Source organism: Saccharopolyspora galaxeae (assembly GCF_016526145.1).
Classification (GTDB): Bacteria; Actinomycetota; Actinomycetes; order Mycobacteriales; family Pseudonocardiaceae; genus Saccharopolyspora_C; species Saccharopolyspora_C galaxeae.
This window is the reverse complement of record NZ_JADDUE010000016.1, coordinates 67,818-82,068: the sequence shown is the minus strand read 5'-3', so window position 1 is coordinate 82,068 and position 14,251 is coordinate 67,818. Positions and strand designations below refer to the sequence as shown.

12 protein-coding genes are annotated in these 14,251 nt (G+C 71.1%); 8 read left to right on the top strand and 4 right to left on the bottom strand.

Features of this window, described 5'->3' with window-relative positions; translation table 11 throughout:
• The first annotated feature begins 40 nt into the window (after window positions 1–40).
• Window positions 41–907 carry an ABC transporter substrate-binding protein gene (locus INP57_RS27190; RefSeq protein WP_200073212.1) on the top strand — a complete coding sequence of 289 codons (867 nt, stop codon included), beginning with the start codon at window positions 41–43 and terminating at the stop codon, window positions 905–907.
• A 259-nt stretch (window positions 908–1,166) separates the two neighbouring features.
• Window positions 1,167–1,436, top strand: coding sequence for a hypothetical protein (locus INP57_RS27185; RefSeq protein WP_200073211.1), 270 nt, complete (start codon window positions 1,167–1,169; stop codon window positions 1,434–1,436).
• Between the two features lie 116 nt (window positions 1,437–1,552).
• On the opposite strand, the gene INP57_RS27180 is transcribed toward INP57_RS27185, so the two are convergent.
• A complete protein-coding gene (locus tag INP57_RS27180) occupies window positions 1,553–2,389 on the bottom strand; it encodes an IclR family transcriptional regulator (protein WP_200073210.1) in 837 nt (278 codons plus the stop codon).
• Between the two features lie 86 nt (window positions 2,390–2,475).
• Here INP57_RS27180 and hutH point away from each other — a divergent pair, with 86 nt between their 5' ends.
• The 5 genes from hutH (at window position 2,476) to hutI (ending at window position 9,607) form a co-directional block, all read left to right on the top strand.
• Window positions 2,476–4,011, top strand: a complete 1,536-nt coding sequence (gene hutH / locus INP57_RS27175) for a histidine ammonia-lyase (RefSeq protein WP_200073209.1) — start codon at window positions 2,476–2,478, stop codon at window positions 4,009–4,011.
• Complete coding sequence (gene hutU, locus INP57_RS27170) at window positions 4,008–5,669, top strand: urocanate hydratase (RefSeq protein ID WP_200073208.1); 1,662 nt, start codon at window positions 4,008–4,010, stop codon at window positions 5,667–5,669. Before hutH ends, hutU begins: the two co-directional genes overlap by 4 nt.
• Before the next feature lie 215 nt (window positions 5,670–5,884).
• Window positions 5,885–7,072 (top strand): allantoate amidohydrolase, encoded by a 1,188-nt coding sequence (locus tag INP57_RS27165; protein ID WP_200073207.1) that lies wholly within the window; start codon window positions 5,885–5,887, stop codon window positions 7,070–7,072.
• Entirely contained in the window at window positions 7,072–8,373 is a 1,302-nt protein-coding gene (locus tag INP57_RS27160; RefSeq protein ID WP_200073242.1) for a formimidoylglutamate deiminase, read from the top strand. Before INP57_RS27165 ends, INP57_RS27160 begins: the two co-directional genes overlap by 1 nt.
• A gap of 73 nt (window positions 8,374–8,446) precedes the next feature.
• Window positions 8,447–9,607 carry an imidazolonepropionase gene (hutI, locus tag INP57_RS27155; RefSeq protein ID WP_200073206.1) on the top strand — a complete coding sequence of 387 codons (1,161 nt, stop codon included), beginning with the start codon at window positions 8,447–8,449 and terminating at the stop codon, window positions 9,605–9,607.
• 67 nt (window positions 9,608–9,674) lie between these two features.
• Here hutI and INP57_RS27150 read toward each other — a convergent pair whose 3' ends face one another.
• The 3 genes from INP57_RS27150 to INP57_RS27140 are packed head-to-tail and all read right to left on the bottom strand — an operon-like array spanning window position 9,675 to window position 11,530.
• The gene (locus tag INP57_RS27150) at window positions 9,675–10,868 is read right to left on the bottom strand and encodes an amidohydrolase family protein (protein ID WP_200073205.1); all 1,194 of its coding nucleotides are present in this window, start codon (window positions 10,866–10,868) and stop codon (window positions 9,675–9,677) included.
• 13 nt (window positions 10,869–10,881) lie between these two features.
• Complete coding sequence (locus INP57_RS27145; protein WP_200073204.1) at window positions 10,882–11,163, bottom strand: hypothetical protein; 282 nt, start codon at window positions 11,161–11,163, stop codon at window positions 10,882–10,884.
• The gene (locus INP57_RS27140) at window positions 11,150–11,530 is read right to left on the bottom strand and encodes a Rieske (2Fe-2S) protein (RefSeq protein WP_200073203.1); all 381 of its coding nucleotides are present in this window, start codon (window positions 11,528–11,530) and stop codon (window positions 11,150–11,152) included. The genes INP57_RS27145 and INP57_RS27140 overlap by 14 nt, the downstream gene beginning before the upstream one ends.
• Before the next feature lie 111 nt (window positions 11,531–11,641).
• On the opposite strand from INP57_RS27140, the gene INP57_RS27135 reads away from it, so the two are divergent.
• Window positions 11,642–14,251 (top strand): helix-turn-helix transcriptional regulator, encoded by a 2,610-nt coding sequence (locus INP57_RS27135; RefSeq protein WP_200073202.1) that lies wholly within the window; start codon window positions 11,642–11,644, stop codon window positions 14,249–14,251.

The following is a 14,251-nucleotide window of genomic DNA, read 5'->3' as shown; positions in this document are numbered from 1 at the left end:
GTCCGGATCGGCACGGATTGGGGAGTGCGCCGTGAGGCGGATGAGCGCTGTGGTCCTGTCCCTGCTGGTGGTGCTCGGCCTGGCGGGCTGCGGCGGCGATCCGTTCCAGGCGGGCGACGGCACCGATGGTGCGCTGGTGGTCGGCTCGGCCGACTTCGCCGAAAGCGAACTCGTCATGGAGATCTACGCGGCGGCGCTGCGCGGCACCGGTGCCGAGGTGGAGACCAAACCCCGCATCGGCGCGCGGGAGTCCTACGTCAACGCCGCGGCACAGGGCGAGCTGACCGTGATCCCGGACTACACCGGCAACCTGCTGCAGTACCTGGACCCGCAGAGCACGGCGACGGAGTCGGAGCAGGTCTACGACGAAGTCAAGCGCAGGCTCCCGCCGGGGTTGGACGTGCTGGAGCAGTCGCCTGCCGAGGACTCCGACGTGCTCACCGTGACCAGGCGAACCGCCGAGAGCGGCGTGCGCTCGATGGCCGACCTGGGGCCGCGTTGCGGGCAGTTCACCCTGGGCGCGCCCGCGGAGTGGAAGTCGCGGTGGGAGCAGCGCATCGGCGAGGTCTACGGCTGCCGGTTCCACGAGATCCGGAACCTGGAGGCGGGCTCGGTCACCGTGGACGCGCTCGTCGAGGACACCATCCAGGTCGCGAACCTGTTCACCACGTCTTCGCAGATCAGCGAGAACGACCTGGTCGAGCTCGACGACCCGGCGGACATGTTCCCGGCGCAGCACGTGGTGCCGCTGATCGGCCGCAACCGGCTGACGCCGCCGCAGGCCGCTGCGTTGAACCGGGCGTCGCGGGCGCTGACGACCGAGAAGCTCACCGAGCTCAACCGGCGGCTGGAGGTGGACAAGGCGAACCCGGCCGATCTGGCGCGGGAGTTCGTCGCCGGGATCTGATGGAGTGGAAGTTTCCAGTGTTCTGACAGATGTGATTCCCTTTCGGGACGTTCAGCTGTACCTGAGTAGTGCGAGAGAACTGCTCACGCTCAGTCATACAAGCAACCATAGTGGGGAAGTATCTTCACTTTCGCGCTACTGAGGGTGCTCCAGCGCGGCGCGAGTGCGATTGTTTCCTCGCCGATCGACGAGGGGTTCTGAAGCAGGGCTTCATCGGGATCGGTTGAATCAGATTCAGAAACAACGAGGGGAAATTCGCATGCGTAATTCTGCTCGGATGCTGGGTGCGACCGCTGTCGCCGCCATGGCGCTGATGGGCGCTGCTCCGGCCGCGCTCGCCGCTGACGGCGGCAAGGACCCGTTGGTCGGCGCCGAGTCCGGCGACGGCGGCGAGGGTGGCGCCGGCGGCATCGGCGTCAACCTGATTTGCGGCATCGGTGTCCTCGGCACCGGTAGCTGCGACGCGGCCAACGGTGGGGACGGCGGCGACTCGACCGCCGCGAACCCGATCGGGAACACCCAGGGCTGAGTCGCCCGGTCTTTCCGCCGCGGGAAAGAAAGTGCCCGGTCCTCCTGCGAGGGGGACCGGGCACTTCTGCGTGTGCGGATAATCGTTTTCAAAAACAATTTCGGATATCGCGCGGTTCAGCGGTGGCCGTGCACCTGCTCGCTGAGTTCTTCGGCGGTGCGGCGCACTTCCGCGGCGAGCTCCGGCCACGTCCGTCCGCAGGCGGCCGCCGATTCTTCGCAGACGTGCCGGAAGGTCACGCTGATCGCGGCGGCGGGCCAGCGCTGCGCCCCGGAGACGGCACCGGCCACCGAAGCGAAATCCGCCGTCACGTGCCCGTCCTCGACGGCCCAGCCGAGCTCGCGCTCGGCGGTCAACATGCGGCGCAACTCCGGCAGGCTGCGCGGCCCGCGGGCGGTGCGGCGGGGGAAGCCCGCGGGGAAGCAGGCGCGCACCTGCGCGGCGGGCAGCTGCGCGAGCATCGCCCGGCCGGAGGCGGTCAGGTGTGCGGGCAACCGGACGCCGACCTCCGTCACCAGCGTCGGCGGCCGCGTTGACGGGTCCGCCGACGGCCAGGATGGCTGCTGCTTGGTGGGCGCTTGCGGCCAGGACGGCCGCTCCTTGACCAGGTACAGCAGCTCACCGCCGTGCAGCACGCCCAGATGCGCGGTGTGCCCGACCCGATCGGCCAGATTCCGCAGCAGCGGGCCTGCCAGCCGCTCCAGCGGATCGTTGCGCAAGTAGGCGGACCCGAGCTCGAAGGCGGCCACGCCCAGCGCGTAGCGGCGTTCCGCGGGCAACCGCACGACGAAACCGGCGTCGGTCAGCTCGGCGAGCAGGTGGTAGGTCGTCGACCGCGGCAGCTCCAGCTCGCGCGCCAGCGTCGCGGCGGACACCGGATCGGTGTGCCCGGCGAGCGCGGTCAGGATCGACAGGCCGCGCCGCAGCGCGGGGACGTCGCTGCTGCCGTGCACCACCCGCTCCAAGACGTCTGGAATTTCAGACGGAAGAACTCTAACCGGCCTTACGCGCTTCCCGCGCAGCCGTGTGCCATGGGGGTATGCAAAAGGTGCAGGTGACCGGCGAGCTGACCCGGCAACAGGTCGTCGACGTCGCGCGCGGGCGGGCCGCGGTCGAACTCAGTGCCGGAGCCGAACGTGAGATCGCGGCCGCGCGCGAGCACATCGACGCGCTCGCCGCGGCGGAACGGCCCACCTACGGAGTGTCCACCGGTTTCGGTGCGCTGGCGGTGCGGCACATCCCGGAGGATCGGCGCGCGGCGCTTCAGCAGTCGTTCGTGCGCTCGCACGCAGCCGGTGCCGGTGAACCGGTCGAGGCCGAGGTCGTGCGGGGGCTGATGCTGCTGCGGCTGCGCACCATCGCGACCGGGCACACGGGCACGCGCCCGGAGACGGCGCGGGCGCTCCTGGAGATGCTGAACGCGGGCATCGTTCCGGTGGTGCACGAGTACGGCTCGCTCGGATGCTCGGGTGATCTCGCCCCGTTGGCCGCGGTGGCGCTGGCCGCTACCGGGGAAGGCGAGGTCTTCGGAGCCGACGGGGAGCGGCGACCGGCGGCGGAGGCGTTGGCCGCCGCGGGCATCGAACCGGTCGTGCTGGCCGAGAAGGAAGGTCTCGCGCTGACCAACGGCACCGACGGGATGCTCGCCATGCTGGTGCTGGCGCTGCACGACCTCGCAGCGCTGCTCGAGGTCGCCGACGTGACCGCGGCGATGAGCGTGGAGGCGCTGCTGGGCACCGATCGCGTCTTCGCCGCCGACCTGCAGGCGTTGCGGCCGCACCCCGGCCAAGCCCGGTCCGCGGCCCGGATGGGGGCGCTGCTCGAAGGTTCGGAAATCGTGGCCAGCCACCGCGGTCCGGACTGCAATCGCGTGCAGGACGCCTACTCGCTGCGCTGCGCACCGCAGGTGCACGGGTCGGCGGCGGACGGCGCGGAGTTCGCCGCGGCGGTGGCCGAGCGCGAACTGGTCTCGGCGATCGACAACCCGGTGGTGCTCGCGGACGGCCGGGTGGAATCCAACGGCAATTTCCACGGCGCTCCGCTGGCGCACGCGCTGGACTACCTGGCGATCCCGGTCGCCGACGTGGCGAGCATGGCCGAGCGGCGCACCGACCGGATGCTCGACGTGGCGCGTTCGCAGGGGTTGCCCGCGTTCCTCGCCGACGATCCGGGCGTGGACTCCGGGCACATGATCGCGCATTACACGCAGGCGGGGCTGGTCACCGAGGTCAAGCGGTTGGCCGCGCCCGCATCGGTGGACTCCATCCCGACCAGCGCGATGCAGGAGGACCACGTGTCGATGGGCTGGTCGGCGGCGCGGAAGCTGCGGCGCGCGCTGGACGGGCTCGGCACGGTGTTGGCGGTTGAGCTGCTGACGGCGGCCCGTGCGCTGGACCTGCGGGCGCCCCTGGCTCCCGCCGCGGCCACCGGCGCCGTGCGCGACCTGCTGCGCACGCGTGTTCCGGGGCCGGGACCGGATCGGCACGTGGCACCGGAGATCGCCGAGGCAGCGGCGCTCGTGCGCTCCGGCGCCGTCAATTCCACAGTGGACGAACAGTTGGGAGGCCGATCATGAGTGCCGGACCCAGGACCGTGCGCGCCCCGCGCGGAACGACGTTGACCGCGCGGAGCTGGAGCACCGAGGCGCCGCTGCGAATGCTGCAGAACAACCTCGACCCGGAAGTCGCCGAACGCCCCGAAGACCTGGTCGTCTACGGCGGCACCGGCCGCGCCGCGCGGAACTGGGCGAGTTTCGACGCGATCGTGGCCGAGCTGGCCGAGCTGGCCGCCGACGAAACGCTGCTGGTGCAGTCCGGGAAACCGGTCGGCGTGCTGCGCACGCACGAGTGGGCGCCGCGGGTGCTGATCGCGAACTCGAACCTGGTCGGGGACTGGGCGAACTGGCCGGAGTTCCGCCGCCTCGATGCGCTCGGGCTCATGATGTACGGGCAGATGACGGCGGGATCGTGGATCTACATCGGCACCCAAGGGATCCTGCAGGGCACCTACGAGACGTTCGCGGCGGTGGCGGCCAAGCGCTTCGGCGGGAGCCTGGCCGGGACGCTCACCGTGACCGCCGGGCTCGGCGGCATGGGAGGGGCGCAGCCGCTGGCGGTGACCATGAACGAGGGTGCGGCGCTGGTCGTCGAGTGCGATCCGCAGCGCGCCCACCGCCGGGTCCGGCACGGTTACCTCGACGTGGTCGCCGATGACCTGGACGACGCGGTTTCCCGTGCTGTGGCGGCGAAACGGCAGCGGCGCCCGGAGTCGATCGGGCTCGTCGGCAATGCCTGCGAAGTGCTGCCCGGGCTGCTGCGCCGCGGCGTCCCGGTGGACATCGTCACCGACCAGACCTCCGCGCACGATCCGCTGTCCTACCTGCCTCGTGGCGTCGAGCTGGACGACTGGGCCGACTACGCGGCGACGAAACCGGACGAGTTCACCGATCGGGCGCGGGACGCGATGGCCGAGCACGTCGAAGCGATGGTCGGGTTCCTCGACGCGGGTGCGGAGGTTTTCGACTACGGCAATTCACTGCGCGGTGAGGCGCGCACGGCCGGATGTTCGCGGGCCTTCGACTACCCCGGCTTCGTGCCCGCCTACTTGCGGCCGTTGTTCTGCGAGGGCAAAGGACCGTTCCGGTGGGCGGCGCTGTCGGGAGATCCGGCCGACATCGCCGCCACGGACCGGGCGGTGCTGCGGGAGTTCGGTGCTGACGAGCACCTGGCGCGGTGGATCCGGCTGGCCGGGGAGAAGGTCGGTTTCCAGGGGCTGCCGGCGCGGATCTGCTGGCTCGGGCAGGGCGAGCGGGAGCGGGCCGGGTTGCTGTTCAACGATCTGGTGGCTTCCGGGGAGGTCTCTGCACCGCTGGTGCTGGGCCGCGATCACCTCGACAGCGGGTCGGTCGCCTCGCCGTACCGGGAGACCGAGGGCATGGCCGACGGCTCGGACGCGGTGGCGGACTGGCCGCTGCTGAACGCGCTGGTGAACACCGCATCCGGGGCTTCATGGGTGTCGGTGCACCAGGGCGGCGGGGTTGGCATGGGCCGGTCGTTGCACGCCGGGCAGGTCACGGTGGCGGACGGGACGGAGCTCGCGGCGCAGAAGCTGGCGCGGGTGCTCGGCAACGACCCGGGCACGGGCGTTCTGCGGCACGCGGACGCGGGTTATCAGCGAGCGCGGACCGTCGCTGCCGAGCGCGGTTTGCACGTGCCCATGCCGCACGACGGCTGAAGGAGCCGCCCGATCTGCCCGGCCCGGCTGTCGGTGCAGCGCAGCGCGGGTGTGCCGCCCGCTACCGGGCGATCGCGGGAAAGCGGCCGACACGCCGACGGATCGCCGGTGCGGGTGATCATCCGTGCGCCTCGGATCGAACGCGTGTTTCATGGGCTCGTGGGCGCCGGAAAGCCCGGTGCGGCAAGGGAGATCGCTGGAAGGGGACGAGTGCGATGGGTGCCAATGCGTTGCTGGAGCAGATCGAGGACGTCGGGCGCGATCGGTTGCGCGGCGGATACTCGCGGCACGTGTTCGACTCGGCGGAACGCGAACTGCGGGAATGGTTCGTGGAGCAGGCGCAGGCTCGCGATTTACGGGTGGAGACCGACCGCAACGCCAACATCTGGGCGTGGCTCGGTGAACCTGGCGACGACGCCGTGGTGACCGGCAGCCATCTTGACTCGGTTCCCGGTGGCGGCGCGTTCGACGGACCGTTGGGCGTCGTGTCGGCGCTGAGCGCGATGGATTCGTTGCGGGCCAAGGACTTCGTGCCGCGGAGACCACTGGCCGTCGTGGTGTTCGCCGAAGAGGAAGGCGGCCGGTTCGGCGTGCCCTGCCTCGGTTCGCGGCTGCTCAGCGGGAGCATCGCGCCGGAGCGGGCGCGGGCGCTGCGCGATGTGGACGGCGTGACGTTCGGGGAGGCGATGGGGTCCGCTGCCGAGCGCATCGGCCGCGACGACGCCGCGCTGCGCCGGATCGGGCGGTTCGTGGAACTGCACGTGGAGCAGGGCCGGGGGCTGGTCGGATGGGACCGCCCGGTGGCCGTGGCCTCGTCGATTCTCGCGCACGGCCGTTGGCGATTCCGGTTCCACGGCCAGGGCAACCACGCTGGGGCCACACCGATGCCGGATCGCCGGGACCCGATGCTGCCCGCGTCCAGAACCGTGGTCGCCGTGCGCAAGGAAGCCGCGAAGCTGGGTGCGCGGGCGACGGTGGGCCGCGTGGCGGCCAGTCCGGGCGGCACCAACGTCATTCCCTCCACAGTGGACATGTGGTTGGATGCGCGCGCTCCGCACACCGCGGGGGCGCGCGGGCTGGTGGAGCATCTGTCGGTGCTGGCGCACCGGTTCGCCGCCGATGAGGGCTGCCGGGCCGAAGTGACCGAGGAGTCCTTCGGCGACGAAGTGCACTTCCGGCCCGAGCTGCGCGACGAATTGCGGGCGCTGCTGGACTCCGCGCCTGCGTTGCCCACCGGGGCGGGGCACGACGCGGGAGTGCTGTCCGCGCAGGTCCCGACCGGAATGCTGTTCGTACGCAACCCGACCGGCATCAGCCACGCGCCGCAGGAGCACGCCGAACCGGCCGACTGCGAAGCCGGAGTGGCGGCGCTGGCGCGCGTTCTGGAAGCGTGGGCCGGCTGATGTTCTGGTGCGAATGGGCCTGGCTGGACGGTGCGCCGCGAGCCGGGGTGCTCGTCGACGTCGACGGCCCGCTGATCCGCGATGTGACCACTGTGGACACTCCGCCCGCCGGTGCGCGGCGATTGCCGGGGCTGAGCCTGCCGGGGCTCGCGAACGGGCATTCGCACGCCTTCCACCGGGCATTGCGCGGGCGGACCGGCGGGCGCGGCACGTTCTGGACCTGGCGGGAAACGATGTACGCGGTCGCGGATCGGCTGGATCCGGAGTCGTACCGGCGGCTTGCGGCGGCCGTGTACGCCGAGATGGTGCTGGCCGGGATCACCTCCGTCGGTGAGTTCCACTACCTGCACCACCCCAGCGGTGGCCGCTACGACGATCTGAACGCGATGGGGGCCGCGCTCGTGGCGGCGGCCGAAGACGCCGGGATCCGGCTGACGCTGCTGGACACGTGCTACTTGTCCGCCGGGTTCGGTGCTCCCGCGGAGGGTGTGCAGCGGCGGTTCGCCGATGCCGATGCCGACTCCTGGGCGCATCGCCTCGAGGAGTTCACAGTGGACAGTCAGCGGGTGCGGCTCGGCGCGGCCGTGCATTCGGTGCGCGCGGTGCCCGCCGAACAGGTTCCCGTCGTCGCGGAGTGGTCGCGGCGGGCCGGCGCACCGCTGCACGTCCACCTATCCGAGCAGCGCAAGGAGAACGAGGCGTGCCTCGCCGCGCACGGGTGCACCCCGGCTCAACTGCTCGAATCGCTCGGAGCGCTGGGGCCCGGGACCACCGCGGTGCATGCAACGCACCTCGACGAACGGGACATCGCGGTGCTCGGCGGCAGCGGCACCGGGGTTTGCCTGTGCCCGACGACCGAGGCTGACCTCGGTGACGGCATCGGCCCGGCCTCGGCGTTGGCCGCCGCGGGAAGTCCGCTCTCGGTCGGCAGCGACGGGCACTCCGTGCTCGACGTGCTCGGCGAGGCGCAAGCCGTGGAGGCCGGACAGCGACTACGTGCGGAGAACCGGGGTCACTTCACCACGAACGCGCAACTCGCGATGGCCACGGCGCACCGCGGCCTGGGCTGGAATGCCGGACGCATCGCACCCGGCTGCCGCGCGGATCTGGTCTCGGTCGCGCTCGACGGGCCGCGATTGGCCGGGGTGCCGATGGCGGCGGTGCCCGTGCACGCGCGGGCGGACGACGTTCGGCACGTCGTGGCCGACGGCGAGCACGTCGTCCGGAACGGCGCGCACGAACGGTTTCCCGATGCCGCGCAGCGACTCGGCGCGGTCATCGAGGAGCTGCACGGGACATGACCGGACGGGACGACCGGAACAGCACGACCGGGATCAGCGCTGATCGTTGATCAAGCACTGGAGATGGGCAGCGATGGCATCCACTGTTATCACCGGAATCGGTGAGCTGGTCACGAACGACGACGAACTGGGCGAACTCCGCGACGCCGCGCTGGTGTGCGAAGGCGACCGCATCGCGTGGGCGGGTCCCGCGGCGCGCGCTCCGGCCGCCGACCACGCCATCGACGTCGAAGGCCGGGCCGTGCTGCCCGGCTGGGTGGACAGCCACACGCACCTCGTGTTCGCCGGGGAGCGGACAGCCGAGTTCGCCGCCCGGATGAACGGCGAGCCCTACTCGGCCGGAGGCATCGCGACCACGGTGGAAGCCACTCGTGCCGCGTCCGGCGACGCGCTCGCCAGCACGCTGCGCGGACACGTGGCCGAGGCCGTTTCGCAAGGCACGACCTGCTTGGAGACCAAGACCGGGTACGGACTCACCGTCGAGGACGAAGTGCGCGCCGCGCGGCTGGCCGCGGGTGAGGCCGACGAGGTCACCTTCCTCGGCGCACATCTCGTGCCGTCCGGATGGGATCCCGGCGAGTACCTCGACCTGGTCTGCGGCGAGATGCTGGACGCGGTTTCCGATCACGTGGGCTGGTGCGACGTGTTCTGCGAGCGCGGCGCGTTCGACGCCGAACAATCCAGACGCGTGCTGACCGCGGCCGCCGAACGCGGGCTGGGGCTGCGGGTGCACGGAAATCAGCTCGGGCCGGGACCGGGCGTGCAGCTGGCCGCCGAGCTGGGCGCGGCCAGCGTGGACCACTGCACGTACCTGGACGGGGACGACGTCGCCGCGCTCGCGGGCTCCGAGACGGTGGCGACCTTGCTGCCCGCGTGCGATCTGTCCACCCGCCAGCCGTTGCCACCTGCCCGGGAACTGCTGGACGCGGGCGCGACGGTGGCCCTCGCGTCGAACTGCAACCCCGGGTCGTCCTACACGACTTCGATGGCGTTCTGCGTCACCACCGCCGTGCTGCAAATGCGGATGACCGTGCCCGAAGCCGTCCGCGCGGCGACCTGGGGCGGGGCGCGAGCGCTGCGCCGGGAGAGGGGAGACGGCGCGGTAGGCGTGCTGCGGCCAGGAGCTCGCGCCGATGTGCACGTGCTCGACGCACCCAGTGCCGCGTGGCTCGCCTACCGGCCCGGCGTCCCGCTCACCTACGCGGTGTGGCGCGGTGGTCACCGGCTCCGCTGACCACACCGCTCGACGTCCGCGGTTCGGACGTGCCCAGCTCAGACCCCTCAGCCCATACGCCTCCGGCTCAGAGTCCGAAGACCTTGCGGGCCGTCTCGCCCAGGACGTTTCGCTTGCCCTGCTCGGAAAGGAACGGGATGCCCATGATGCGACCCGGCACGTCGAAATCCCAGTGCGGCCAGTCCGACGAGTACATCAGCGTGTTCTCGGCGTCCATCGCCCGGAACGTGCTCTCCAGCAGGCCCATGTCGGTGATCTCGAGGGGCTGCGAGGTGTAGTACATCTCCCGCATGTAGTCGCTGGGCAGCTTGGTCAGCAACGGAGCGTCCGACTGCCGCATCAGGTACTCGTGGTCCAGCCGCTGCATCATGAACGGCACCCACGCCAGCCCGCTCTCGATCCAGATCGTCTTCAGGCTGGGGAACCGCTCCGGGATGCCGTTGATCACCCAATTCGTCAGGTGCGTCATGTTGCAGGTGACGAACGAGATGGCGTGCGCGGACAGGAACTTGTTCATCGTGGAGGTCATCGAGTCGGCCTGGTTCGGCCCCGCGTGGAAACCGATCGGCAGTCCCAGCCGTTCGAGCTCCGCGTAGATCGGCATGTACTCGTTGCGGTGCACACCGATCGAGTGCTGGCTGGTGATCAGGAACCCGATCACTCCCGGATGGTCGGCGTACTCGCGGATGGTGCGCAACGCCGCATCCGGGTCCTCGATCGGCAGCCCGAGCATCGTCTTGATCCGCGGCTCGGCGGAAAGGATCGTTGAGGTGAACCAGCGGTTGTAGGCCATCATCAGCTGCACCGCGGCGCTCGGGCTCGGGTGCAGGCCGATCTCCAGCATCGGCTGCGGGAACACCACCTGCAGATCGATGCCCATCGAGTCCATCGCGCGGCGGACCAGTGTCACGTCGCGGTGCACCTCGCGGTCGGAGACCGGTTCGGCCAGCGACGCCTGGTGCAGGATCCGGCCGCTGACGTCCTGCTGGGTCAGTCCGGGCGGGTGGTTGGACAACGCGAGATTGTGCGCGTTCGGCCAGTTCTGCATCATCTGCCTGCCGCTGTCGCGCAGCACCGGATCCTCGATGTGCTCGATGATCTGCGGCCACGAGTCCAGCTCCACGTGGTGCGAATCCACGTCGACGATGTAGTACTCGTCGAGCCCGTAGCGCTCGATGTCCCGCCGCGCGTTCGCCAGGATTTCGCGGCTGTCGGTGTGGATGGTGATCTCTTGGGTGGCCCGGGGAGTCGCTTCGGTCATGTCCGCCTCCAAGTCAGCCCGCGACGCGGCTGCGCGAGAACCACAGCGCCAGATCGAACGGGTTGAGGTCTCGTGCCTTCAGCAACGCGCAGGTGAGCACCACCGCGTCCGTGGTCGATGCGCTGTCCTGCAACGGTTCCGACGCGTGCGCGGCGCCTTCGTTCGCCGCGGCGTAGAGCCGGGTCGCGGCGGTGACGAGGGCTTGCAGCTGCTCGGCGGGGACCTCGTGCGCACGGCCTTCGGCGATGAGCTGATCGATGTGCTCGGCCAGTGCCGGGATGTCAGACGTGGACATAGATCGTTCCCTCCGCTTCCTCCACATCGAAAGCGCGCAGTTTGATCTGCGGGCGGCCCGGGTGCGAACCGGTGGCGAGGCTGTACTCGAAGCCGTGCCACGGGCAGACGATGTGCAGGTCTTCGGTGTCGAAGTCGAGGCCGCGGCTGCGCTTGTCCGCGTCGAGCTTCTCGGTCACCCGGGACACCAGCCGTCCCTGGCAAACCGGCCCGCCCTGGTGCGGGCACACGTTCTCGTAGGCGTGCAGCACGCCCTGGAAGCGGAAGAGACCGATCGTGGTGCCCGCGATGTCGACGACGTGCCTGCCGCCTTCCGGAACTTCGTCGCTGCGCGCGGCGGCTTGCCGCGCAACCGGGGTAGCGGTCATGGAACCTCCTGTTTCCGCTGTTCAGCGCATTGGTTCCAGGGTGGGTGCGGCAGGACGGGGCGCGAATCCGTCAGATGACTGGCCGGAAGTGCCGGGTAGCATCCGTACGGGATGAGCACCGGACTCGACGTCGAGCTGGAGCGCATCGCGGACTCGGTCGCCGCGGGCACCGGAGCGGTGCGCGTGCTGACCGCTCCGCGCGCACGGGGACGCACCACCGCGCTGCGGCGACTCGCCGAGATGACGTGCGCACGGGTTCTGTCCGCGACCTGCACACCGGACGAGAGCGAGACCCCGTTCGCGCTGTTGCACCAGCTCAGCGGGCACACCGGTATCGAGGAGTTCGACGACGTCGCCACGACGCGGCATCGGTTCTGGGGCTTCCTCGTGGCCGCCGAACCGGTGTTGCTACTGGTCGACGACGTGCACTGGGCGGACGACGAGTCGGCGCGGGTGCTCGCCTACGCGGGCCGCCGAGTCGGCGGGCGTTCGCTCGGGCTGGTGTGCACGGCCGCCGCGGAATGGCCGTTGCGCGCGGAATTGGCAACGCTGCCCTCGACGACCGTGCCGGGCAGTTCGGACGGCGATGCCCGCGAACTGCTGGGCGACGTGCCCGCACACGTGGTCCACGGGCTGCTGGAACTGTGCGAGCGCAACCCCCTGGTACTGCGCGAGACCGCCGCCGAGCTCAGCCCCGAGCAGCTCAGCGGCCGGGTGCCGTTGCCTGCCGAGCCGGTGATCGGGCCGCGGGGCGCCCGAGCCTTCGCACCGGACGTCCCGGACCGCACCCGCGACTGGCTGTTGCTGCTGGCGCTGGGACCGGCCCTGCCGGTGTGCTTGCGTGCCGCACGGGCGCTCGAGCTGCAACCGGACGATCTGGCGCCGGCTGAGCGGGCGGGCATCGTCCGCACCGCACCCGAGCTCACCTGGCGCTCCGGCCTGGAACGTGCCGCGGTGCGGCAGCGCGCCACGCTCGCCGAAACGGCACGCACCTGCGCGGCCCTGGCCGCGGCGACCGATCCGCAGCAGTGGCCCGCCGAACACGCCGAACACCTCGCCGGTTCGCTGACCGAACCGGAACGTGCCGCGGCAGCGCTCGCCCGCGCTACCGTCCCGATGGCCCAGCAGGGACGGGTGCTGGACGCCTACACCGCTGCCAACCGCGCGGTCGCCGGCGCCACCGACCCCGCGGAGCGGGAGCGGTTCCGCATCATCGCCGCCGAATTGGCCTGGCTGGCCGGGTACGTCGAGCACGCGCTCGACCTGCTCGCGGTGCCGATCCGGCACAGCAGCGATGCGGAGCTGAGCGCGGCGATCATGCGCGCGGTCATCCACGGCTTCACCGAGTCCTGGACCACCGGGTGGCGCCTGCTGCCGATCGGCGGTGGAACGGAACCCGGCAGCTCCGAGCACACCCTGCGGCTCGTCGTCACCGCGCTCACCGCTGGTTGGGAGGTGGCATCCCCCGACTCGTTGCGCCGGGCCGTGGGCTCGCTGCGCGAACGGCTCGACGCGGCCACCGAATCCGTGCCGGGCGCGGTGCCCGCGCTGGAGACCGTCGTGTCCGGGCACAGCGATCCCAGCGTTGGCGATCGGCAGGCGCTGCGGACGCTGGCGTGGTGGTCGCGTTCCTCGGACGCGGTGCATCCGAAGGCGTGGCCGCCGCCGTTGCTGCCGGTGTTCATCGGCGAGGAGGAGCACTACGCGGAACTGTTCACGCACCTGATGCGTGGTGATCACGTGCGGTCCGCCCCCAGCACGCGAGCCTTGTTGCTGCTCAAGCTGGCGGTGACGAAAACCGCGCTCGGGCAGTGGGATTCCGCCGCACAACGGGCCGCCGACAGCGCCCGCCTGGCCGAAGACCTCGGCCACCACGCCTTGCGCTGCGAGGCGCTGCTGGCCGTTGCGTGGATCAACGCCGGGCAAGGCGATGAGCGCACGTGCCGGTCATGGCTGGAGGAAGCCACCAGCGGGCCGGCGTCACCGGGCGCGGCGCTGACCGAGCAGTGGATCCGCGGCTTGCTCGCGCTGTCCTGCGGGCGCGGTGAAGAAGCCTGGGAGCGCCTGCGCGCGTTGCGGCGTCCCGCGGAGAATCCGCACCACCTGCTCGTGCAACGCATGTCCACAGTGGACGCGACGGAGGCGGCGATGCTGGCCGGGAGGACCGACGAGGCCGCGGAGGTCGTGCGGGGATTCGCGGCTTGGGTCGCCGCAGGTGCGGCCGACTGGGCGCGGCTCGACCTCGCGCGGTGCTGGGCACTGCTCGGCGGCGATGCGGCCGACGGAGCCGAAACCGGCTCGGGCGAAGACCTGCTCGCGATCGCTGCCCGCGCAGGCAGGCCGTTCGCCACCGCGCGCACCGAACTGCAGATCGGCTCCGCGCTGCGCCGCCGCAAACGCCACCAGGACGCCCGCGCGCACCTGCGCTCCGCCGAGGAGCGGTTCGACCGGCTCGGCGCCACCGCTTGGAGCCGCCGCGCGCACGCCGAACTCCGCGCGACCGGGGACGCGCACTCCCGGCCCGAACTGCCCGATCCGCTCACCCCGCAGGAGCGGCAGATCGCCGATCTCGCAGCGCAGGGGCTCACCAACCGGCAGATAGCGAGCACGCTGGCGCTGAGCCCGCGCACCGTCGGCTACCACCTGTACAAGATCTTCCCGAAGCTGGACATCACTTCCCGCGCCCAGCTCGGCGCAGCGCTGCGTCGTCTACCCGGCTGA

Excerpts from the sequence above, each read along its gene's own strand:
- INP57_RS27190 (WP_200073212.1), top strand. The coding sequence starts at position 41 with ATGAGCGCTGTGGTCCTGTCCCTGCTGGTGGTGCTCGGCCTGGCGGGC.
- INP57_RS27185 (WP_200073211.1), top strand. The coding sequence starts at position 1,167 with ATGCGTAATTCTGCTCGGATGCTGGGTGCGACCGCTGTCGCCGCCATG.
- hutH (WP_200073209.1), top strand. The coding sequence starts at position 2,476 with ATGCAAAAGGTGCAGGTGACCGGCGAGCTGACCCGGCAACAGGTCGTC.
- hutU (WP_200073208.1), top strand. The coding sequence starts at position 4,008 with ATGAGTGCCGGACCCAGGACCGTGCGCGCCCCGCGCGGAACGACGTTG.
- INP57_RS27165 (WP_200073207.1), top strand. The coding sequence starts at position 5,885 with ATGGGTGCCAATGCGTTGCTGGAGCAGATCGAGGACGTCGGGCGCGAT.
- INP57_RS27160 (WP_200073242.1), top strand. The coding sequence starts at position 7,072 with ATGTTCTGGTGCGAATGGGCCTGGCTGGACGGTGCGCCGCGAGCCGGG.
- hutI (WP_200073206.1), top strand. The coding sequence starts at position 8,447 with ATGGCATCCACTGTTATCACCGGAATCGGTGAGCTGGTCACGAACGAC.
- INP57_RS27150 (WP_200073205.1), bottom strand. The coding sequence starts at position 10,868 with ATGACCGAAGCGACTCCCCGGGCCACCCAAGAGATCACCATCCACACC.
- INP57_RS27145 (WP_200073204.1), bottom strand. The coding sequence starts at position 11,163 with ATGTCCACGTCTGACATCCCGGCACTGGCCGAGCACATCGATCAGCTC.
- INP57_RS27140 (WP_200073203.1), bottom strand. The coding sequence starts at position 11,530 with ATGACCGCTACCCCGGTTGCGCGGCAAGCCGCCGCGCGCAGCGACGAA.
- INP57_RS27135 (WP_200073202.1), top strand. The coding sequence starts at position 11,642 with ATGAGCACCGGACTCGACGTCGAGCTGGAGCGCATCGCGGACTCGGTC.